The following is a 20,905-nucleotide window of genomic DNA, read 5'->3' as shown; positions in this document are numbered from 1 at the left end:
CGGGAAGACAGTGGGGTGACGGATCGTGGAGCAGCCCGAGAGCGGCGCCGGGCCGGCCGGTGCCGGCGACGCCGCCGAGGCGCTCGACCGCCCGCTGCCGGAAGGCGTGCGGCGACGGGTCGTCGCACTGGTCTCGGACGCCTTCGGCGGGCTGACCGTCACCGAACTCCCCGCCCAGTTGCGGCAGTACGCCCGTTTCACCCCGACCCGCCGGGCGAAGTACGCGGGCAACGCCATGGCCGCGGCACTGGAGGGCGACCCCGTCTTCCGGCAGCGCATCGGTGAGCGGCTCCGCGATTCCCAGCCCGAGCTCACCTCCGCCCTGGAGTCCGGGACGCCGCCCGCGGCGGCCGACCCCGTCGACGTGGCGGCGGCGGCCTACGTGCTGCGACCGGCCGGCTGGGGCAAGCTGGTGGCCGCCGCCGGCGAGGAGGCCCAGCGCGTCGACGCCGAGCGCGCGGACGAGGAGAGCAGGCGCGAGCTGCAGCGGCTCCGCGAGGAACTGGACCGGCTGAAGGCGCAGCACAAGGCCGAGACCGAGCGGCTGCGCACCGAGCTGGACGCGGCACGCAAGGAGTCGGACGCGCTGCACCGCAAGCTGCGCAGCGCCCAGAGCGACGTCAAGCGCGCCGAGGCGGCCGTGCGCCGCGGCAACGCGGAGCACGAGGGGGCCAGGGCCGAGGCGCACGCCCAGGTATCCGCGGCCGAGAGCGAGGCGCGCCGGCTCAAGGCCAGGCTCGCCGAGGCGGAGGCAGCGGTCGAGGCGAGCCGCAAGGCCGCCCGCGAGGGCCGGTCGATCGAGGACATGCGGGTGCGGCTGCTGCTGGACACCGTGCTGGACGCGGCTTCCGGGCTGCGCCGTGAACTGGCCCTGCCACCCGCCTCCGTGCACCCGGCCGACACCGTCGACGCCGTGGAGCCCGGCCGCATGACCCCCAAGGACATCGCGGCGCGCGCACTGTCCGAGACCGACCCGGCGATGCTGGACCAACTGCTGGCGCTGCCCCAGGTCCACCTGCTCGTGGACGGGTACAACGTCACGAAGACCGGCTATCCGACGATGCCGCTGGAGAAGCAGCGACTGCGGCTGCTCGGCGGACTCGCGATGCTGGCCGCGCAGACCGGCGCCGAGATCACCTGCGTCTTCGACGGCGCCGAACTCGCCGCGCCCGTGCTGCTGGCGCCCCCGCGCGGGGTGCGGGTGCTGTTCTCCAAGCCCGGTGTGACCGCGGACGAGCTGATCCGTCAGCTGGTCCGGGCCGAGCCGCCGGGCCGGCCCGTGGTCGTGGTGTCCACGGACCGCGAAGTCGCCGACGGGGTGGCGAAGGCCGGGGCGAGGCCGGTCGCGTCCGCGATGTTGCTGAAGCGGCTTTCGCGCGTGTAGTGCGACTCGTAACTCCTGTGCCCTATGCCCGATTTCGCGGAACGTACCGTCAAGTCGCCGCTACTGCCAGTGGGGTGTGTGTAAAGAATGCGCTTCGTGGGCCAGATTTTTCTTATGAGGATTTGAACTGATCACAGGAAGGTCACTAGGGTCAGGCCTCGAACCTTCGCGCGGTTGATCGTCCATCCGGGATGACAGCGAAGGAACCGCCGATTTCGCGCAGTTCACCCCTTTTCGCGGGGGAGTCGAGTGTGCGCGGAGCCGGGGCTCCGACCCCCACGGCCCGGCAGGCGGCTCGAGGAAGAAGGAGCTCGCCTTCGTGGCGTCCCACCGTCGTCCCAAGCAGCCGAGCCGCACCCGTGTGACCGTGCTCACCGCGACCGCCGCCGCGGCCGTCGCCCTCACCTCCCAGGCCGCCCAGGCCGCCCCGGCCAAGCCGAGCAAGGACGAGGTCAAGGCCAAGGTCGACGCCCTCTACCACGAGGCGGAGAAGGCCACCGAGGACCACAGCCTGGCCAAGGAGCAGCAGACCAAGCTCCAGAAGGAGATCGACGCGATCCAGGACCGCGTCGCCCGTGGCCAGGACGAGCTCAACACCATGCGGGACAAGCTGGGTTCGGTGGCCAGCGCGCAGTACCGCTCCGGTGGCATAGACCCGTCCGTCCAGCTCTTCCTCTCCGGGGACCCGGACACGTACCTGGACAAGGCGTCCGCGATGGACCAGCTCGGCGCCAAGCAGGCGACCGCGCTCGAGGACATCCAGTCGAAGCAGCGCGACCTCGCCCAGCAGCGCGCCGAGGCCACCCGCAAGCTCGGTGACCTCCAGGACGTCCGCAAGACGCTCGGCGAGAAGAAGGCCAAGATCCAGGGCAAGCTCTCCGAGGCCCAGAAGCTCCTCAACACCCTGACCGCCGCCGAGCGGGCGAAGATGGAGGAGGAGGAGCAGCGCGCCAGCCGTGCCGCGGGTGAGCGCGTGAACCTCGGCAACGAGGTGCCGGCCTCCCAGCGCGGCGCCGCCGCGCTCAACGCCGCCGCCACCCAGCTGGGCAAGCCCTACGTCTCCGGCGCCGAGGGCCCCAACTCCTACGACTGCTCCGGGCTGACGCAGTGGGCCTACCGCCAGGCAGGCGTGAGCCTCACCCGGACCACCTACACCCAGCAGAACGACGGTGTGAAGATCGGCCGCAGCCAGCTCAAGCCGGGCGACCTGGTCTTCTTCAACGGCCTTTCGCACGTGGGCCTGTACGCGGGCAACAACCAGATCCTGCACGCCCCGAAGCCCGGCGCCGTCGTCCGCTACGAGTCCATGGACTACATGGGCACCTTCCAGTTCGGCGTCCGGGTCTGACGCCCCGCCGACCGGCGCCCAATCGGGCGAATTACGGCATGTGCCGCTGACGGTGCGCCCCGCCGGTGACCTGTGGTCTCCCGCGGGGCGTCACTGTACGTGCCCGACGCGGCTTTTGGCCGTCCCCTCCCCCCGCCGTTACTGTCTGCCGCGCAGCAGCCGCTCAGGCTGCGTCCAGCGGAAGGGAGTACGGCTCCTGTGGCGTCCCATCGCCGACCCCCGGTGCCCGGTCTCGACCGGGGTGCCCGGGTCACCCTCCTTTCAGCCGCGGCGGCCACCGCCGCGGCCGCGCTCGGTACCGCACCGGCCGGAGCCGACCCGGCCGGCGGCCCCGCCGCCACCCGCGCCAAGGTCGACCGGCTGTACGAGCAGGCCGAGAAGGCGACGGAGCAGTACAACAAGGCGGGCGAGCGGGCCGATGAACTGCGCGCCCGGGTGGCCCGGGCCCAGGACAGGGCGGCCCGCGGCCAGGAGGCCGTCAACCGGATGCGGGACGCGCTCGGTTCCGTGGCCGGTGCCCACTACCGGTCCGGCGGGCTGGATCCCGCGCTCGCCCTGCTGCTCTCCGGAGATCCCGACACGTACCTCGACCGGGCGGCCGTGCTGGACCGGCTCGGCGACCGGGAGGCGACCGTGCTGAGCGACCTCCGGCAGGCCCGGCGGCGGCTCGGCCAGGAGCGTTCCGAAGCCGCCCGGACACTGGCCGAGCTGGAGCGGACCAGGACCGCCCTGGCCCGCCACAAGCGGACCGTCGAGGCCAAGCTCGCGGCGGCCGAGCGGCTGCTGGCCTCGTTGCCGGCCACGGAACGGTCGGCCTACGACCGGGCATCCCGCTCCGGGCGCGGCATCCCCGACCTGTCGGGCGGCGCGGGCCCCTCGTCCGCGCGAGCGGGCGCGGCCGTGGCGGCCGCGCAGAGCGCCGTCGGCAGACCGTACGTCTGGGGTGCCAACGGACCGAACGGCTTCGACTGCTCCGGCCTGACGCAGTGGTCGTACGCCCAGGCCGGCGTGGGGCTGCCCCGCACCTCCCAGGCGCAGCGGTACGCCGGACGGCAGGTCCCGCTGTCCCAGGCGAGGCCCGGTGACCTGGTGACGTACCGATCCGACGCCAGTCACGTGGCCATGTACGTCGGCAACGGGCAGGTCGTCCACGCGCCCTACCCCGGGGCGGCGGTGCGCTACGACCCGGTGGGGATGATGCCGATCGCCTCGGTGACCCGGCCCTGAGCGTGGCGGGTCCCGCTTCCGGGCCGGGGGCCGTGACGGGTCGGTCCCGAACCGCTCCGAGCCGGTCCGGACCATCGCCTTCCGGGCCGTGCGCGTTCCGGATCGTGGGCCTGGTCGCCCCGTGCCCCGACCGGGGTGTGCCGCCTCCCCGAAGGCGTCCGCCGGGGCCCGCCCGTCGGCTCGCCTACGATCGGCAGGGTGGCTGGTGAGGGGTTCCTCGGACGGAGGACGGGACGGCGGCGCGGGACGGCGCTCGTCCTGACCGGTCTCGTCCTGGCCGGATCCCTGCTGACCGGCGGCTGCGCCGACGCACCCCGGCGGGACACCACCGGCCGGCAGGTCCAGCGCACGCTCGACGCCCGCGCCGCCGCGGTGCTCCGCCACGACGAGGCGGGCTATCTGGCGGCCCTCGACCCCTCCGCCCGTCAGCTGAAGGCGGCCGGGCGCGCGGAGTTCGCGAACCTCACCGAGATGCCGCTGAGCTCCTGGGAGTACCTGCTCACCGGCGTACGGCGCGCCGGCGACCGGGCCGTGGCCGACGCCGAGCTGCGCTACCGGCTCGACGGGTACGACCCCTCCCCGGTGACCGCCGCGCGCCGTCTGGAACTGGCCGAGCGGAACGGCCGCTGGTACATCACCGCCGACCGCCCCGGCCGCGGCGGCGGGCAGCAGCTGTGGCAGCAGGGCGACGTCGAGGTGGTGCGCGGCACCCACAGCCTGGTCCTCGGCGTCGGTCAGGAGCCGGCGCGGCTCCGGCGGATCGCGGCGGACGCCGACCGGGCCGTCCCCGCCGTCACGGCCGCGTGGGGCGGGGCCTGGGCGGGGCGCGTCGTGGTCGTGGTGCCCGCCTCGCTGGACGCCATGGGACGTCTGCTGGGAGCCCCCGCGGAGGAGTACCGGGGCGTCGCGGCGGTCACCACGGGCAGCGCGGCCGCCCCCGGCAGGGGCGGTGGCCCGGCGTCAGCGGACCGGGTGACCGTCAACCCCGAGGCGTACGGATTGCTCGGCGAACTCGGCCGGCGCGTCGTCCTCACCCACGAGACCGCGCACGTGGCCACCCGTGCCCACACCTCGGCCGCCACCCCGCTCTGGCTCTCCGAGGGCTTCGCCGACTGGGCCGCCTACCGCGGCTCCGGACAGGACCCCCGCCGGACCGCACCGGAACTGCGCCGCTCCGTGGTCCGAGGCGACCTCCCGACCGCCCTGCCCGCCGATGCCGACTTCCGCTTCGGGGGCGACTCCCGGGCGCTGGGGCGGGCGTACGAGGGCGGCTGGCTGGCCTGCGAGCTGATCGCCGACCGCTGGGGCGAGGAGCGGCTGCGCGCGTTCTACCGGACGGTGGGGGCCGCGGGGGCGCGCGAGGCTGCGGTGGAGTCGGCCTTCGACAAGGTGCTGGGCACGAGCCCGGAACGCTTCACGGCGGACTGGCGGGAGTACGTGGGCGAGCGGCTGGCCCGGTGATCCGGCGTCCGGGCCCGCTCCCCGCGCGTCGTCCGCGCGGCGGTTCAGGACCCGACCGACGCCCTGTCGCGGTGGGACCGGGCCGGGAGCGCCCGCCGGCCGAGCCGCCCACGGGGTCGGACGGTGCTCGTCCAGAGGCGGCGGCACGCCAGCAGCGTGGCCGTGACCAGGAGGCCGTTGCGGGCCGCGAGGACCGCGACCCCCTGCGGGTCGCTCGCGACCACCTTGTCGAACCAGACGGGGAACTCCAGGAAGGTGAGCCCCGTGGCGACCAGGACCAGCAGGCTCGGCAGGGCCATCCGGCTCGACCGGAAGGCGAGACAGACCGCGGCCAGCCCGAGCAGCCAGACCAGGTACTGGGGGCTGATCACACGGCTCGTGGTCGTGAAGAGGAGCACGGCCGTGAACGCCGCGTCCGCCGGGGTCGCGGTGGAGAACTCCGACGCCCGCAGCCGCCACACCGCCAGCCAGCCGAAGGCCGCGGCCGTGAGGCCCAGTGCCACGCCGCTGACCAGGGGGACGTACGGGCCGAGGAACTCCACCGAACCGTAGTTCAGCAGCACCTGTCCCTCCCAGCCGAAGTGCCGTGCCACGTGGAAGACCAGCGCGCCCAGCGATTCGACCTCGGTGCCCCGGTCCCGCTGGAAGCCGAGGAAGGCCAGGGCCCCCGGCATCGACGCGGAGAGGACCAGCAGCAGGGACGCCGCCGTGACCGTCGCGGCGCCCCAGGCCCGCCCCTGCCGCAGTCCGGTCAGCAGCAGCACCGGCCACACCTTCAGCATGGCGCCGAACCCGGCCAGCGCCCCGGCGACCGCGGGCCGGCGGGCGGCGGCGAAGAGCGCGGCGACCGCCACCGCGGTCACCATCAGGTCGTAGCGGGCGTACGCCGTCGGGCCCAGCAGCGGCACCCCGGCGATCCAGAACCACATCCCCCTCGTCGACCTGCCGGGCCGCCGCCCCGCGTACTGCAGCAGCCCGAGGACCGCCGCGTCGCAGACCAGTGCCAGCACGAAGAAGGCACGCGCGTAGTCCAGGAACGGCAGCACGCCGGGGGAGAGGATCGCCAGCGCGGCCGCGGGCGGGTACTGCCAGGTGACGTCGTCCAGCGGGTACGTGCCGGTCCTCAGCACCTCGTACCAGCCCTGGTAGATCACCTCGACGTCACTGGTCACGTCGGGGCCCCGGACGGGGAGGACCTTCAGCACCCAGAGCAGCAGCAGTGCCCTGGTGAGGGCGAAGGCCCCGGCGGCCGCGGCCACGGAGACCCCGGACGCGGCGGGTCTCGCCGCGGTGCCGCCCGCCCCGGCGGAACGCCCTGTGCCTTTCATGATCACCCCGTGCCGCTCGATCGGTCCCGTGCCCTGTGCGCCGCCCCCGCCGCCGTGCCGGCCCGGTTGTCATGATGCCGGTCGGGCCGGTCCGCCCGCGATCGGACGCGACCGCCGTTGGTACTGTCGGCGGCGATGGACAAGACCCTCGTCGTGACCAACGACTTCCCGCCGCGCCCAGGTGGCATCCAGGCGTTCCTCCACAACATGGCGCTGCGCCTGGACCCCGAACATATCGTCGTCTACGCCTCCACCTGGAAGCACGGTCGCGAGGGGGCGGAGGCGACGGCCGCGTTCGACGCCGAGCAGCCGTTCACGGTGGTCCGCGACCGGACGACGATGCTGCTGCCCACCCCGCGCGTCACCCGGCGCGCGGTGGGACTGCTGCGCGAGCACGGGTGCACCTCGGTGTGGTTCGGTGCCGCCGCCCCGCTCGGGCTGATGGCTCCCGCGCTGCGGCGGGCGGGTGCGCGGCGCCTCGTGGCGACGACGCACGGCCACGAGGCGGGGTGGGCCCAGCTGCCCGGATCCCGGCGGCTGCTGCGCCGGATCGGCGAGGGCACGGACACGATCACCTACCTCGGCGAGTACACGCGCTCGCGGATCGCCGCCGCGCTGACGCCCGAGGCGGCCGGGCGGATGGTGCAACTGCCGCCGGGCGTCGACGAGAAGACCTTCCACCCGGGCTCGGGCGGCGAGGCGGTGCGCGAACGGCTCGGCCTCAGCGACCGCCCGGTGGTCGTCTGCGTCTCCCGGCTGGTGCCGCGCAAGGGCCAGGACACCCTGATCCGGGCCATGCCCGCGATCCTCGCGAAGGTGCCGGACGCGGTGCTGCTGATCGTCGGCGGCGGGCCCTACGAGAAGGACCTGCGGAAGCTCGCGGCGAACACGGGCGTGGCGGCCTCCGTCCGCTTCACCGGTGCGGTCCCGTGGGAGGAACTGCCCGCGCACTACGGCGCCGGTGACGTCTTCGCGATGCCGTGCCGCACCCGCCGCGGCGGGCTGGACGTCGAGGGCCTCGGCATCGTCTACCTGGAGGCGTCGGCGACGGGCCTCCCCGTCGTCGCGGGCGACTCCGGCGGTGCGCCGGACGCGGTGCTCGACGGCGAGACGGGCTGGGTCGTGCGCGGCGGCTCGCCGGAGGAGTCCGCGGACCGCGTCGTCACCCTCCTCCAGGACCCCGACCTGCGCCGCCGCATGGGCGAGCGGGGCCGCGAGTGGGTGGAGGAACGCTGGCGCCGGGACCTCCTGGCGGACCGGCTCAGGGCGCTGCTGTGAGCCGGGAGATCCGGACGGACACCGCTCGTAGGTCCGTCGGACAGGCCCGGCGCTCCGGACCGGGAGCCCGGAGCGCGGCGGGCGGCGGCGCCGAGGCGGCGGGCGCGTCGCCCGGCTGAACCGCCCGCGGACGTCCGGTCCGCCCGCCCGCGCCCCCGGGAACCGGCCCCCTTCGTCCCCCTCGCCCCTCGCCCCTGGTCCCGCGCCCGTGGCCCCTCGCGCCGGGTCGCTCGCGCCGGTCCGTGGCCCCTCGCGCCGGGGTCGCTCGCGCCGGTCCGTGCGGGGCTTCCCCGGGACCCGCCGCGGCGCCCCGGGACGGGCGGCGTGCGCGGGGGCCGGACAGGGTGAACGCCGTGCGCGGGGGCCGGGCGAGGCCCGTGCTGCCGTGTCCGGGCAGGTCGTCGAACGCGGCCTTCCGGCCCCGCGAGCCTCGGGCCCCGGGGCCCGCCTCCCGCCGGCGCGCCCGGGTCGCGCACGGTACCGGCCACATCCACCCGCCCGCGGCGCGAACCGCCCTCTTGCGCCGCGCCGGAAAGCTCCGCGCAGCGGATAGGCGGAACCGGAAAATCCGCACATGCTGCGCACTATGACACCAAATCTGACGCGCCGTCACCTCCTGGGTCTCGGCGCCCTCCAGACCGCAGCCGCGCTCGGCCTCACCCGTATCGGCCCCGCGCCCACGACCGCCCACGCGACGACCGTCCCGGCCGCCTCCCGGGCCGGAGCCGCCGACCACACGCCCGCCCTCGTCATCGGCTCCGGCTACGGCGCCGCCGTCACCGCCCTGCGCCTCGGCGAGGCCGGAATCCCCACCCTCGTCCTGGAGATGGGCCGGCTCTGGGACACACCCGGCCCCGACGGAAAGGTCTTCTGCACCACCGCCGCCCCGGACCACCGCTCGATGTGGTTCCGCACCCGCACCGAGGCCCCGCTCGCCCAGTTCCTCTGGCTGGACGTCGTCAACAAGGACATCAGCCCCTATCCCGGCGTCCTCGACCGCGTGCGCTTCGACAGCATGTCGGTGTACGTGGGCCGCGGCGTCGGCGGAGGATCGCTCGTGAACGGCGGGATGGCCGTCGTCCCGCAGCGCGCGTACTTCTCCGAGATGCTGCCGAACGTCGACGCCGGGGCCATGTACGACCGGTACTTCCCGCTCGCCCGGCGGATGCTGGGCGTCAACACCGTCGACCCGGCGTGGTTCGAGTCCACCGAGTGGTACCGCTTCTCGCGGATCTCCCGCAAGCACGCCGCCAGGGCCGGGCTGAGGACGGTGTTCGTGCCCAACGTCTACGACTTCGGGTACATGCAGCGCGAGGCCTCCGGCCAGGCGGTCCGCTCCGCGCTCGCCGGAGAGGTCATCTACGGCAACAACCACGGCAAGCGCAGCCTCGACAGGACCTATCTCGCCGCCGCGCTGGGAACCGGCAACGTCACCATCGAGACGATGCAACGGGCCCGCGCGCTGCGAAGAGAGCCGGACGGCACGTACGTCGTCACCGTCGACCGCATCGGCACGACCGGCGAGGTCGTCGCCACCCGTGACATCGGCTGCACCCGGTTGTTCCTGGGCGCCGGCAGCCTCGGTTCCACCGAACTCCTGCTGCGCGCCCGGGAGTCGGGCGCGCTGCCGGATCTCAGCGAGCACCTCGGCACCGGGTGGGGCACCAACGGCAACGTCATGACGGCCCGGGCCAACCACCTCTGGGACACCGTCGGCGCCCACCAGGCGACCATGCCGGTGATGGGCATCGACGACTGGTCCAACTCCGCCAACCCCGTCTTCGCCGAGATCGCACCGCTGCCGATGGGCTTCGAGCACTGGATCAGCCTCTACCTGGCCATCACCAGGAACCCGGAGCGCGGCAGGCTGGTCTACGACGCCGGCACCGACGCGATGCGGCTCCTGTGGACCCCGGCACAGAGCAAGGTGTCCGTCGACTCCGCGAGGAAGCTGTTCGACCGCATCAACCTCAGGAACGCCACGATCTACCGGTACGACCTGTTCGGCGGCAACAGGACCTTCGCCGACGACTTCACCTACCACCCGCTCGGCGGGTGTGTGCTCGGCCGGGCCACCGACGACCACGGGCGCGTCCGGGGCGCTCCCGGGGTGTACGTCACCGACGGAGCCCTCGTGCCGGGCTCCATCGGTGTCAATCCGTTCCTCACGATCACCGCGCTCGCCGAGCGCAACATCGAGCGGGTCCTCGCCGAGGACTACGCCCGGTAGATCGCCTCGATCTCGTCCGCGAAGTCCTTGGCCACCACGTTCCGCTTCAGCTTCAGCGACGGCGTGATGTGGCCGGCCTCCTCAGTGAACTGGGAGCTGAGAACCCTGAACTTCCGCACCGACTCAGCCTTGGAAACCGCGGCGTTGCCCTCGTCCACCGCCCGCTGGACCTCCGCCAGCAGATCCGCGTCCTCGCGCAGCGAGGCGGCCGTCGAACCGGCCGGCTTGCCGTTGTCGGAGGCCCAGCGGGCCAGGAACTCCTCGTCGATGGTGACCAGCGCGCCCACGAACGGCCGCCCGTCGCCCACGACCATGCACTCCGCGACCAGCGCGTGCGCGCGGATGCGGTCCTCGATGACCGCCGGTGCGACGTTCTTGCCGCCCGCGGTCACCAGGATCTCCTTCTTGCGGCCCGTGATCGAGAGGTAGCCGTCCTCGTCGAGGGTGCCGATGTCACCGGTGTGGAACCAGCCGTCGGCCAGGGCCTCCGCGCTCGCCGCCTCGTTGTTCCAGTAGCCCGTGAAGATGTGCTCCCCGTGCAGCAGCACCTCGCCGTCGTCGGCGATCCGCACCACCGAACCCGGCAGCGGCTGCCCGACCGTACCGATCTTCTGGCGGTCCCAGGGGTTGAACGCCGTGGCCGCACAGGTCTCCGTGAGGCCGTAGCCCTCCAGCACCGTGAAGCCGATGCCGCGGAAGAAGTGGCCGAGCCGCTCGCCCAGCGGGGCGCCGCCGGAGACCGCGAACTCGCCCCGCCCGCCCAGCACCGCACGCAGCTTGCCGTAGACGAGCCTGTCGAACACCTTGTGCTTGATCCTCAGCCCGAACGGCGCGCCCTGGGGGGTGCCGATCGCGCGGCTGTACTCGATGGCCGTCGCCGCGGCCTTGTCGAAGATCTTGCCCTTGCCGTCCGCCTGCGCCTTGGCCCGCGCCGAGTTGTAGACCTTCTCGAAGACCCGCGGCACACCGAGGATCAGTGTCGGGCGGAACGAGGCGAGCTCGTCGGTGAGGTCCTTGATGTCCGGTACGCAGCCGAGCCTGATGGGCGCCATCACCGACGCGACCTCGACCATCCGCCCGAAGACGTGCGCGGCGGGGAGGAAGAGCAGGACCGAGCTGTCGCCGGTGCGGAACAGCGGCTTCAGTCGCTCGACCAGGTTGCCGCACTCCGCGAAGAAGGCGCGGTGCGTGAGCACACAGCCCTTGGGGCGGCCCGTGGTTCCCGAGGTGTAGACGATGGTCGCCGGGTCGTCGGCCTTGGCGGACGCGCTGCGCTCGTCGACCGTCCCGTCGGGGACCTCCGCCCCCGCCTCGGTGAGCTGCGCGACCGCGCCGCCCTCGATCCGCCACACGTGCCGCAGCGCCGGCAGGGCGACGCGCACCGACTCGACGGCCGCGGCGTGCTCCTCGCTCTCGACGATCGCGGCGACGGCGCCGGAGTCCCCGAGGATCCACTGCACCTGCTCCGGCGAGCTGGTCTCGTACACCGGGACGGTCACACCGCCGGCGCTCCAGATCGCGAAGTCGAGCTGTACCCACTCGTAGCGGGTCCGCGACATCAGGGCGACCCGGTCCCCGGGCTGCACACCCGCGGCGATCAGGCCCTTCGCGGCGGCCCGCACCTCGGCGAGGAACTGCGCGGCGGTGACATCGGCCCAGGCCCCGGCGACCTTTCTGCCCATGACCGCGACCTCGGGGTGCTGCGTCGCATTGCGGCGGATGAGATCCGTCAGATTGCCGTCCGTCGGGACCTCGTACAGGGCCGGAAGGCTGAACTCACGCAAGACTGCTGCTCCTCATCGGGCGCCGGCGCCACGGCTCTGTGTGAACGCACCGGGGACTGCCCGGACGTTACCCATCAGTACTCAGTTCCCGATAGGGGGTCCCGGCCAGATGTTCCCTGCGTCACACCTGTGTGCCGCACCATCGCGAACACTATTCCACCAGCCGGACGACTCGGAAGTAACCGCAGGTCCGGTGCCCTCTACTAGGAATCGGGCGACCACTCTAGGGTGATCGGCATGCGAGTCCATGTGGTCAGTGACGTGCACGGCAATGCGACGGATCTGGCCAGGGCGGGAACCGGCGCCGACGCCCTGGTCTGCCTCGGCGACCTGGTGCTCTTCCTCGACTACGCCGACCATTCGCGCGGCATCTTCCCCGAACTCTTCGGGGTAGAGAACGCGGACAGGATCGTCGAGCTGCGCACCGCACGGCGCTTCGAGGAGGCCCGCGAGTTCGGCCGCAGCCTCTGGGCGGGCCTCGACCGGGACGCCGTGATCCTCGCGGCGGTGCGCAGGCAGTACAGCGAGCTGTTCGCGGCGTTTCCCACGCCGACGTACGCCACCTACGGCAATGTCGACGTCCCGGCCCTCTGGCCGGAGTACGCGCGCCCGGGCACCACCGTCCTCGACGGTGAGCGGATCGAGCTGGACGGGCTCGTGTTCGGTTTCGTCGGCGGCGGGCTGCGGTCCCCCATGCGCACCCCCTTCGAGATCTCGGACGAGGAGTACGCCGCCAAGGTCGAGGCGCTCGGCGAGGTCGACGTCCTGTGCTCGCACATCCCGCCGGAGGTGCCGGAACTGACGTACGACACGGTCGCCCGCCGCTTCGAGCGCGGCAGCACGGCCCTGCTCGACGCCATCCGCCGGACCCGGCCCCGGTACTCCCTCTTCGGGCATGTGCACCAGCCGCTGGCACGGCGCATGCGGATCGGCGCGACCGAGTGCGTGAACGTCGGGCACTTCGCGGCGACCGGGCGGCCGTGGGCCCTGGAATGGTGACCGCCCGGGTCGCGATAGATTGCACACCGCAACCCCGTCCGGCGTTCACTGGAGGAGCCAAGGCGATGGCGGAACACACCAGCTCGAGCATCACCATCGACGCGGCCCCGGCCGACGTGATGGGGGTGATCTCCGACTTCGCGCGCTACCCGGAGTGGACCGGCGAGGTGAAGGAGACGGAGGTCCTGGAGAAGGACGACCGGGGCCGCGCGCTCCAGGTCCGGCTGGTGCTCGACGCCGGCGCGATCAAGGACGACCACGTCCTCGCCTACACCTGGACCGGGGACGACAAGGTGTCCTGGACGCTGGTCAAGTCCCAGATGCTGCGCGCGCTGGACGGCTCGTACGCGCTCAAGCCGGTCGCAGGCGGGGAGCGGACCGAGGTCACGTACCAGCTGACCGTAGACGTCAAGATCCCCATGCTCGGGATGATCAAGCGCAAGGCGGAGAAGGTCATCATCGACCGCGCCCTGGCCGGTCTGAAGAAGCGCGTCGAGTCCGTTCCGAAGGGCTGAACCGCCCCTCCATGCGCACCGTTTTCGTCACCGGCACCGGCGGGGCCGGCCGGAGCACCGTCGCGGCCGCACTCGCCCTTGCCGGGGCACGGCGGGGTGAACGGGTCCTGCTGCTGTCCGACGAGCCCTCCGAGGCGCCCGCCGGCACGGAGCCCGCGGCCGGCGGGCGGCCGGACTCCCCGGGGCCGGGCTCCGCAGATTCCGCAGCCGCCGGTCCGGACTCCTCCGGATCGGGCTCCGCAGCCGCAGGTCCGGGCCGGGCGGGACCGGGCGGGGCGGACACCCCTGTCCCCGGCCCCACCGTCGTCCGCGTCGACTCGGGCACCGACTTCCGCCACGAGTTCCTCACCTTCCAGGAGCGGGCCGGGGCGGCGCTCGACCTGCTCGGGGCCGCGCCCTTCGAGGACGGCGAGCTGACGGAGCTCCCGGGCAGCGACCAGTTCGCGTTGCTGCGCGCCCTCAGGCACGCCGCCGGGAGCGGCCACGACCTGCTGGTCGTCGACCTTCCGCCCCTGCGCCGGGCCCTCGCCCTGCTCGCCCTGCCCGAGCAGCTGCGCCGCTACCTCCGCCGGCTGATCCCCGCGGAGCGCCGGGCCGCCCGCTCGCTGCGCCCCGTGCTCGCCCAGCTCGCGGGCGTGCCGATGCCCGCGCAGTGGCTCTACGAGACGGCCGCCCGGTGGGACGAGGAGCTGGCCGCCGTCCAGGCCCTGGTCGAGAGCCCCGACGCCTCGGTCCGCCTGGTCGCCGAACCAGGTCCCGAGGCCGCGGACAGCGCCCTGCGCACGGCCCGGCTCGGCCTCGCCCTGCACGGGCCGGCCCCGGACATGGTGGTCGCGAACCGGATCGTCCCGGTCGGTTCCGCCGACCCCTTCCTCAGTGCCCTCTCGGGGCGCCAGCAGAGCGCCCTCAAGGGCTGGCGCGAGGAGTTCGGTGCCGTACCGGTCCTGGAGGTGCCGTACACCCACCGCGACCCCCGGGAACCCGGCGAACTCGCGGAGCTGCTCGACGGGCCCGCCGGCAGCACCGCCGGACCCGTCCCCGGGAACGCCTGGACGGTGGAGGACCGCCGGGCGGAGGACGGTGTGCTCGTCTGGCGGCTGCCGCTGCCGGGAGCCGCCAAGGACCGCGTCCGACTGGTCCGCAGGGACGACGAACTCTTCCTGACCGTGGGCCCGTTCCGGCGCGTCCTGCTCCTCCCGTCCGTGCTGCGGCGCTGCACCGTCAGCGGTGCCGCGCTCCGGGACGGCGAGCTCCGCATACGCTTCGAGCCCGACCCCGGACTCTGGCCGCGGGTTCGCTGAACGGCCGCCCCCCGTTCGGGTACCGTCGACGTACGAGGCACTTTCCGAGGAGTACGCCATGAGCGATGCCACCGAACGTCCCGCCGTCGACGCCGACGCCTGGGCGACGGCGTGCGCCGAGGACCTGGAGGAGGAGCGGGCCCGCCGCAGCGAGCGGTACGGGCAGCAGGCCACCGGTACCGCGGGCGAGGAACTGCGCAAGCTGCTGGACGCGGTCGCGGACAAGATGTCGTCGCTGCAGAACCCGCTGCTCGGCCTCGCCGGGCAGGGGGCCGTGCAGCAGCTGATCAGCCAGGCGAAGTCGGCGGTCGAGCCGGTCATCGAGCGCAACCCGCAGGTCTTCGACCATCTCGCCGCCGCGGGCAACGAGCTGCTGGCCGCGTACCGCTCCGCCGTGGAAGGCCATGAGCGCCGCTGGACCCGGAACGAGCCGTCCGCCCCTGCGGACGGCCCGGCCCGCCGGGAGCGGCCGGACGAGGGCCCCGGCCCGAGCGAGAAGATCGACCTGGACTGAGGCCGGGACTCCCTCCGGTACGGTTGGCCATAGCGGGGCTCGACCGAAAACTGAGGGACACATGGGACTCACCATCGGCGTCGACATCGGCGGCACCAAGATCGCGGCCGGCGTGGTCGACGAAGAGGGCACCATCCTTGAGACGCACACGGTGCCCACTCCGCCGACCGCCGAGGGCATCGTGGATGCGATCTGCTCGGCCGTCACCGGAGCCGGTAAGGGGCACGACATCGAGGCGGTCGGCATCGGCGCCGCCGGATACGTCGACGACAAGCGTGCCACCGTCCTCTTCGCTCCGAACATCCAGTGGCGGCACGAGCCGCTGAAGGACAAGGTGGAGCAGCGGGTGAGCCTGCCGGTGGTCGTGGAGAACGACGCCAACGCGGCGGCCTGGGGCGAGTACCGGTTCGGCGCGGGCCAGGGCCACAACGACGTCATCTGCATCACGCTCGGCACGGGCCTCGGCGGCGGCATCATCATCGGCAACAAGCTGCGCCGCGGCCGCTTCGGCGTCGCGGCGGAGTTCGGCCACATCCGGGTCGTCCCCGACGGCCTGCTGTGCGGCTGCGGCAGCCAGGGCTGCTGGGAGCAGTATGCGTCCGGGCGCGCGCTCGTCCGCTACGCCCGCCAGCGTGCGGCGGCGTCCCCCGAGAACGCGGCGATCCTGCTCGGTCTCGGCGACGGCACCCCCGAGGGCATCGAGGGCCGGCACGTCAGCGAGGCGGCGCGCCAGGGCGACAAGGTCGCCGTCGACTCCTTCCGCGAGCTGGCCCGCTGGGCCGGCGCGGGCCTGGCCGACCTGGCCTCGCTGTTCGATCCTTCGGCCTTCATCGTCGGCGGCGGCGTCTCGGACGAGGGCGAGCTGGTGCTCGACCCGATCCGCAAGTCCTTCCGGCGGTGGCTCATCGGCGGACAGTGGCGCCCGCACGCCCAGGTACTCGCGGCCCAACTCGGCAACAAGGCGGGCCTCGTCGGCGCGGCGGACCTCGCCCGCCAGGGCTGACGCCCGCCCTTCCGGTGCCTGCCGCCCCTCCCGGGGCGGCGGGCACCCCGCTCCGCCGCTCCCGGGGCCGTCGCCGGCGGAGCGTTGCGGGTCGACCCGCCGCGGCCCGCAGCGCCCGGGGCCGGCCCGTCGGGAACAGTCGGGACCGGGCGGACCGTTGCCCGTCCCGGCCGCACCGCGCTCCGCCCGTGCGGCACGCCCGGTGTGCTGGGGCGGGGCGACACGGCCGGGGCCGGTTATCTTGAGGCCCATGGTGACGTCCGAGACGCGACCGCTGCCCAACTCCCGCACCGAGCCCGACGGTTCGGCCGTGATCAGGGTCCTCAGCTACAACATCCGCTCGATGCGCGACGACGAGGACGCCCTCGCCCGCGTCATCCGCGCCTGCCGCCCCGATCTCGTCTTCGTCCAGGAAGCCCCCCGCTTCTTCCGGTGGCGCAAGCACGCCGCCCGGCTCGCGGCCAGGAGCGAGCTGGTGATGTTGAGCGGCGGCGCGACCGCCGCGGGGCCGTTGCTGCTGTGCTCGCTGCGGGTGACCGTCGAGCGCACCGAGGACGTCCTGCTGCCGCTCACCCCGGGTCTGCACCGGCGCGGCTTCGCCACCGCCGTCGTCCGTGTCGGCGGTGCCCGGATCGGGCTGCTCAGCTGCCATCTGAGCCTGCGGTCCGACGAGCGCTACGCCCAGGCCGGAATGCTGCTCGACCGGCTCGACGCGATGGACGTGCCGCACGCGATCGCCGCCGGCGACGTCAACGAGCATCCCGGCGGGCGCAGTTTCCGGCGTCTGGCTGCCGGGCTCAGGGACGCCTGGGAGGTCAGCCCCTGGGGCGGCGAGTACACCTCGACCCCGGGGGACCCGCACCAGCGGATCGACGCGGTGTTCGTGACCTCCGGTATCGAGGTCCTCGGCTGCGGGGTCCCCCTGGGGCTTCCCGGGGTCAGCGAGACCGATCTGAGGGCGGCCACGGACCACCTCCCGGTCCTCGCCGCCCTGCGTGTCCCGGCCGACGCCGCCCCGGCCGCCGGGACGCGCCCCGCTTCCGGGGAAGGGCCGTCGCCGGGGCGCGATCGCCCGTAGCCCGTCGTGCGCGGCCTCCGGGTGCGGTCGCCGGCGGCCACTCCCCGTCCCGGCCGTCGCCTGTCGTCTCCGTGTCGGGGCCGGCCTCGACACGGCGGCCGGCTCCGGTCCTGCGGTCAGGTCCGCCCCGGCTCCGGTCGCGGTACTGCCTCCGGGCGCGCCCTGGAGGACCGCGACCCGGACCTAGACGACAGCACCCCGGCCCGGGTCGTCGTCGTCCTCGTCGTCCCCGTGCGACATCCGCGCCACCAGTGTGACGAAGCCGCCCAGGAAGCCGCCGACGCCGAGCGTGGTCAGCCACCACGTCATGTCCCACCGCAGGATCACGGCGAGCAGCAGCAGCACCGGCCCGCCGATCACCGCGAGCCAGGCGAACTTCGCGGTCGTGTCGGCCTCCGGCAGCGGTGGGGGCTCCGGCGGGACGAAATGGCCCTCGTCGGTCTCGTCCAGGTCGTCGTCCGCCGCCTCGGCGACCTCGTAGTCGCGCGGCCCGCCACCCACTCCGGGTGCGAACACGACCGAGCCGCCCAGCGGCTTCTCCGGCCGCGGGCGCTCGTCCTCCCCGTCGCCCCCGTCGTTCCCGTCGCCCCTGTCGTTCCCGCGGTCCGCGCCGCGGGCGCGGTCGCCGTCCCCGGGCTCCGGTCCTTCGTTCCGGACGGACTTCTGCAGGCCCGCGAGGTCCTCCACCGACTTGAACGGCTTCGCCCCCGGCGGGTCCGAAGGCTCCTCGCCGTACCCGGCGACGATGGCCGCCCAGGCGGCCTCCTCGTCGATGGGCTGCGGATCCCGGTCCCGGTCCGCGTCGTGCTGCTCAGCCACCGGTCGTGCTTCCCTTCTTGCCGACACTCGGAGCGAGGCGGCCGATGAAGGCGTGGCTCTCCTCGAAAATCCGCTCCGCGTCGTGGTCCAACGTCGCCACGTGGTAGCTCTGTTCCAGCAGGACCTCCCGGACGTCCGTCGACGACACCCGGCCGAGGATGCGGGCCGAGTCCGCCGGCGGCACCACATGGTCCTGAGGGCTGTGCATCAGCAGCATCGGCTGCGTGACCTGCGGAAGCTCACCGTCGACGAGCCGGAGGAAGTTACGCAGCGAGTGCGCGGCGTGCAGGGGGACGCGATCGTAGGCGACCTCGTCCACGCCCTCCTTCGCGATGTCGTTGGCCAGGCCCTTCGTGGTGCGGACGAGATGGCGGGCCACCGGCAGGGCGTGCGCGGCCGCACCGTGCACCTTGTTGGCCGGGTTCACCACCACGATGCCGCTGATCGCGTCGCCGTGCCTGGCGGCCAGCCGCAGGGCCAGCGCGCCGCCCATGGAGAGCCCGAGGACGAAGACCTGGCCGCACTCCTCGCGCAGCGCCCGGAGCTCCCGGTCCACCTCCGCATACCAGTCCTGCCAGCCGGTGACCGCCATGTCCTGCCAGCGGGTGCCGTGGCCCGGCAGCAGGGGCAGCGAGACGGTCAGTCCGCGCTCCGCGAGGTACTCCGCCCACGGACGCAGCGACCCGGGGGAACCGGTGAAGCCGTGACAGAGAAGGACGCCGACCTCGCCACCCTCGTGGCGGTACGGCTCGGCTCCAGGAAGGACCGGCACCGGAATCTCCTTTCGGGGCGGCCCGGGGGGCGTCCCCCCGGTGGGCAGACTCACCGTACGCGACGGGACCGACACCGACCAGGGCTGAGCCCGCCCGGCACGGGACCACGGAGGAGAGCGCGGTCCCGCCAGGGGTTAAGGTCTTTTCGACGGATCCCAGGAAGGCACTCGAGTTGATCTACGGCGCAATGAAGTTCTCCATCGGCGGGGCGCTGAAGCTCGCCTTTCGGCCTTGGGTGGAGGGCCTCGAGTACATTCCCGCCGAGGGGCCCGCGATCCTCGCGAGCAACCACCTGTCCTTCTCCGACTCCTTCTTCCTGCCCGCGGTCCTGGACCGCAAGGTCACGTTCATCGCCAAGGCCGAGTACTTCACCTCGCCGGGCGTGAAGGGCAAGCTCACCGCCGCCTTCTTCAAGGGTGTCGGCCAGCTGCCGGTGGACCGCTCCGGAGCGCGCGGCGCCGGGGAGGCGGCCATCAGGAGCGGAGTGGAGGTCATCGAGCGCGGTGAGCTCTTCGGCATCTACCCGGAGGGCACCCGTTCCCCGGACGGCCGGCTCTACCGCGGGAAGCCCGGTGGTCTGGCGCGCGTGGCGCTCGCCACCGGCGCGCCCGTCATCCCCGTCGCGATGATCGACACCGAGAAGATCCAGCCGCCCGGCAAGGTGGTCCCCAAGCTGATGAGCCCGGGGATCAGGATCGGCAAGCCGCTCGACTTCAGCCGCTACCACGGCATGGACCACGACCGCTTCATCCTGCGCTCGGTGACCGACGAGGTCATGTACGAGATCATGAAGCTCTCCGGCCAGGAGTACGTGGACATCTACGCCACGGCCGCCAAGCGGCAGATCGCGGACGCCGAGAAGGCGGCGAAGGAGGCCGCCAAGGAAGCGGGCCGGGCCGCGAAGGAGGACGGCGGGGCGGAGCGGGGCGGCGACCGGTAGCGTCGTCCGTCCGGCCGGACGGTTTGGGGGGATCGAGGCATGGCCAGGCGTGAGCGGGTCGTACGCATGTCGGTGGAGCTGCCGCTGTGGCGTGCGCTGACCGCTTACCGCGTGCTGACGACGGGCTATGCGGTCCTGCTCTTCGTCTTCGCCCGGGACGGGTACGAGCGCCCCTCGGTGGCCGTCGGCTTCCTCGCCGTGCTGGTGGTCTGGACGCTGGCGACGCTCCCGAGGGTGGCGAACGCGGCCGCCTGCACCAAGCGTTTCCTCGGCGCCGATCTCACCGTGGCCCTCACCGGCATCCTGCTCACCCCGCTCGCCGACGCGCAGGCGCAGCAGATCGACGGCCCGACCCTGCCGTCGATCTGGACGGCGGGCTCGGTGCTCGCCTTCGCGATCAAGGGAGGCTGGCGTTGGGCGGGTTTCGCCTCCTCCCTGGTGGCCGTGGCCAACATCATCGAACGCGGTGAGCCCAGCCGGGACACCTTCCACAACGTGCTGCTGGTGTGGGTCGCGTCCATCGCCATCGGGTACGTCGTCGAGGTCGCCCGCGCCTCCGAGCGCACCCTGGCCCGCGCCCTGGAGATCGAGGCCGCGACCCGGGAACGCGAGCGGCTGGCCCGCGACATCCACGACAGCGTGCTGCAGGTGCTGGCCATGGTCCAGCGGCGCGGCACGGCGATCGGGGGCGAGGCGGCGGAGCTCGGCCGGATGGCGGGCGAGCAGGAGGTCGCCCTGCGCACCCTGGTCGCCGGCGGACTGGTCCCCGCGTCCCGGGTGTCGGAGGACGAGACCCAGGGCGCGGTCGTGGGGGGCGGGGGCGGGGGGGGGGGGGGGGCCGGGGGGGGGGGCGGGGGGGGGCGGGGGGGGGGGGGGGCGGGCGGGGGGGGGCGCCCGGCCGGCCCCCCGGGGGGCCCGGGCCC

General features: G+C 73.6%; 18 protein-coding genes. 14 read left to right on the top strand and 4 right to left on the bottom strand.

Translation table 11 applies throughout. From position 1 onward, the window contains the following. Nucleotides 1-25 precede the first annotated feature (25 nt). The 4 genes from AB0J10_RS29575 (at nt 26) to AB0J10_RS29560 (ending at nt 5,420) form a co-directional block, all read left to right on the top strand. Nucleotides 26-1,384, top strand: coding sequence for an NYN domain-containing protein (locus AB0J10_RS29575; RefSeq protein WP_363065784.1), 1,359 nt, complete (start codon nt 26-28; stop codon nt 1,382-1,384). Between the two features lie 319 nt (nt 1,385-1,703). Next, complete coding sequence (locus tag AB0J10_RS29570) at nt 1,704-2,732, top strand: NlpC/P60 family protein (protein WP_363065782.1); 1,029 nt, start codon at nt 1,704-1,706, stop codon at nt 2,730-2,732. Nucleotides 2,733-2,930: 198 nt separating this feature from the next. Then, entirely contained in the window at nt 2,931-3,959 is a 1,029-nt protein-coding gene (locus AB0J10_RS29565; RefSeq protein WP_363065781.1) for an NlpC/P60 family protein, read from the top strand. 288 nt (nt 3,960-4,247) lie between these two features. After that, a complete protein-coding gene (locus AB0J10_RS29560; RefSeq protein WP_363065858.1) occupies nt 4,248-5,420 on the top strand; it encodes a hypothetical protein in 1,173 nt (390 codons plus the stop codon). 44 nt (nt 5,421-5,464) lie between these two features. Here the strand turns inward: AB0J10_RS29560 and AB0J10_RS29555 are convergent, their stop codons facing one another. Next, complete coding sequence (locus tag AB0J10_RS29555) at nt 5,465-6,754, bottom strand: glycosyltransferase family 87 protein (protein ID WP_363065779.1); 1,290 nt, start codon at nt 6,752-6,754, stop codon at nt 5,465-5,467. 129 nt (nt 6,755-6,883) lie between these two features. Between AB0J10_RS29555 and AB0J10_RS29550 the strand changes: the two genes are divergently transcribed. Together AB0J10_RS29550 and AB0J10_RS29545 are read left to right on the top strand one after the other, a co-directional pair. Further along, on the top strand, nt 6,884-8,026 hold the full coding sequence (locus tag AB0J10_RS29550; protein WP_363065777.1) for a glycosyltransferase family 4 protein: 1,143 nt from the start codon (nt 6,884-6,886) through the stop codon (nt 8,024-8,026). 574 nt (nt 8,027-8,600) lie between these two features. Next, a complete protein-coding gene (locus tag AB0J10_RS29545) occupies nt 8,601-10,256 on the top strand; it encodes a GMC oxidoreductase (RefSeq protein WP_363065775.1) in 1,656 nt (551 codons plus the stop codon). On the opposite strand, the gene AB0J10_RS29540 is transcribed toward AB0J10_RS29545, so the two are convergent. Beyond that, the gene (locus AB0J10_RS29540; RefSeq protein ID WP_363065773.1) at nt 10,244-12,040 is read right to left on the bottom strand and encodes an AMP-dependent synthetase/ligase; all 1,797 of its coding nucleotides are present in this window, start codon (nt 12,038-12,040) and stop codon (nt 10,244-10,246) included. The genes AB0J10_RS29545 and AB0J10_RS29540 overlap by 13 nt on opposite strands. A gap of 237 nt (nt 12,041-12,277) precedes the next feature. Here AB0J10_RS29540 and AB0J10_RS29535 point away from each other — a divergent pair, with 237 nt between their 5' ends. The 6 genes from AB0J10_RS29535 to AB0J10_RS29510 all read left to right on the top strand — a co-directional run bounded on the left by AB0J10_RS29535 (nt 12,278) and on the right by AB0J10_RS29510 (nt 17,450). After that, nucleotides 12,278-13,039, top strand: coding sequence for a metallophosphoesterase (locus AB0J10_RS29535; protein ID WP_363065771.1), 762 nt, complete (start codon nt 12,278-12,280; stop codon nt 13,037-13,039). A gap of 65 nt (nt 13,040-13,104) precedes the next feature. Beyond that, the gene (locus tag AB0J10_RS29530) at nt 13,105-13,554 is read left to right on the top strand and encodes an SRPBCC family protein (RefSeq protein WP_363065769.1); all 450 of its coding nucleotides are present in this window, start codon (nt 13,105-13,107) and stop codon (nt 13,552-13,554) included. Nucleotides 13,555-13,565: 11 nt separating this feature from the next. After that, nucleotides 13,566-14,855: an ArsA-related P-loop ATPase gene (locus AB0J10_RS29525; RefSeq protein ID WP_363065767.1), complete on the top strand. Its 1,290-nt coding sequence runs from the start codon at nt 13,566-13,568 to the stop codon at nt 14,853-14,855. Between the two features lie 58 nt (nt 14,856-14,913). Continuing rightward, nucleotides 14,914-15,369, top strand: a complete 456-nt coding sequence (locus AB0J10_RS29520) for a DUF5304 domain-containing protein (RefSeq protein ID WP_363065765.1) — start codon at nt 14,914-14,916, stop codon at nt 15,367-15,369. Between the two features lie 61 nt (nt 15,370-15,430). Continuing rightward, complete coding sequence (locus tag AB0J10_RS29515; RefSeq protein ID WP_283301076.1) at nt 15,431-16,372, top strand: ROK family glucokinase; 942 nt, start codon at nt 15,431-15,433, stop codon at nt 16,370-16,372. A gap of 250 nt (nt 16,373-16,622) precedes the next feature. Beyond that, nucleotides 16,623-17,450, top strand: coding sequence for an endonuclease/exonuclease/phosphatase family protein (locus AB0J10_RS29510; RefSeq protein ID WP_363065763.1), 828 nt, complete (start codon nt 16,623-16,625; stop codon nt 17,448-17,450). Between the two features lie 183 nt (nt 17,451-17,633). Here the strand turns inward: AB0J10_RS29510 and AB0J10_RS29505 are convergent, their stop codons facing one another. Both AB0J10_RS29505 and AB0J10_RS29500 read right to left on the bottom strand, forming a co-directional pair. Then, nucleotides 17,634-18,269: a hypothetical protein gene (locus AB0J10_RS29505; RefSeq protein ID WP_363065761.1), complete on the bottom strand. Its 636-nt coding sequence runs from the start codon at nt 18,267-18,269 to the stop codon at nt 17,634-17,636. Next, complete coding sequence (locus AB0J10_RS29500) at nt 18,262-19,041, bottom strand: alpha/beta fold hydrolase (protein ID WP_363065759.1); 780 nt, start codon at nt 19,039-19,041, stop codon at nt 18,262-18,264. Before AB0J10_RS29500 ends, AB0J10_RS29505 begins: the two co-directional genes overlap by 8 nt. A gap of 188 nt (nt 19,042-19,229) precedes the next feature. Here AB0J10_RS29500 and AB0J10_RS29495 point away from each other — a divergent pair, with 188 nt between their 5' ends. Both AB0J10_RS29495 and AB0J10_RS29490 read left to right on the top strand, forming a co-directional pair. Then, nucleotides 19,230-19,982, top strand: coding sequence for a lysophospholipid acyltransferase family protein (locus AB0J10_RS29495; RefSeq protein WP_363065856.1), 753 nt, complete (start codon nt 19,230-19,232; stop codon nt 19,980-19,982). A 39-nt stretch (nt 19,983-20,021) separates the two neighbouring features. Continuing rightward, nucleotides 20,022-20,905, top strand: an 884-nt coding sequence (locus tag AB0J10_RS29490; RefSeq protein WP_363065757.1) for a DUF5931 domain-containing protein, incomplete at its 3' end; no start/stop codon positions are given.

The sequence above is a fragment of the Streptomyces sp. NPDC049887 genome, from assembly GCF_040656535.1.
GTDB lineage: Bacteria > Actinomycetota > Actinomycetes > Streptomycetales > Streptomycetaceae > Streptomyces.
Note: the sequence above shows the minus strand (reverse complement) of the source record. Positions and strands in the feature narration are given on the sequence as shown.

What these genes read in the sequence shown, in the direction of transcription:
- AB0J10_RS29515 (WP_283301076.1), top strand. Translation starts at nt 15,431, where the DNA reads ATGGGACTCACCATCGGCGTCGACATCGGCGGCACCAAGATCGCGGCC.
- AB0J10_RS29510 (WP_363065763.1), top strand. Translation starts at nt 16,623, where the DNA reads ATGGTGACGTCCGAGACGCGACCGCTGCCCAACTCCCGCACCGAGCCC.
- AB0J10_RS29520 (WP_363065765.1), top strand. Translation starts at nt 14,914, where the DNA reads ATGAGCGATGCCACCGAACGTCCCGCCGTCGACGCCGACGCCTGGGCG.
- AB0J10_RS29550 (WP_363065777.1), top strand. Translation starts at nt 6,884, where the DNA reads ATGGACAAGACCCTCGTCGTGACCAACGACTTCCCGCCGCGCCCAGGT.
- AB0J10_RS29545 (WP_363065775.1), top strand. Translation starts at nt 8,601, where the DNA reads ATGCTGCGCACTATGACACCAAATCTGACGCGCCGTCACCTCCTGGGT.
- AB0J10_RS29495 (WP_363065856.1), top strand. Translation starts at nt 19,230, where the DNA reads ATGAAGTTCTCCATCGGCGGGGCGCTGAAGCTCGCCTTTCGGCCTTGG.
- AB0J10_RS29535 (WP_363065771.1), top strand. Translation starts at nt 12,278, where the DNA reads ATGCGAGTCCATGTGGTCAGTGACGTGCACGGCAATGCGACGGATCTG.
- AB0J10_RS29530 (WP_363065769.1), top strand. Translation starts at nt 13,105, where the DNA reads ATGGCGGAACACACCAGCTCGAGCATCACCATCGACGCGGCCCCGGCC.
- AB0J10_RS29525 (WP_363065767.1), top strand. Translation starts at nt 13,566, where the DNA reads ATGCGCACCGTTTTCGTCACCGGCACCGGCGGGGCCGGCCGGAGCACC.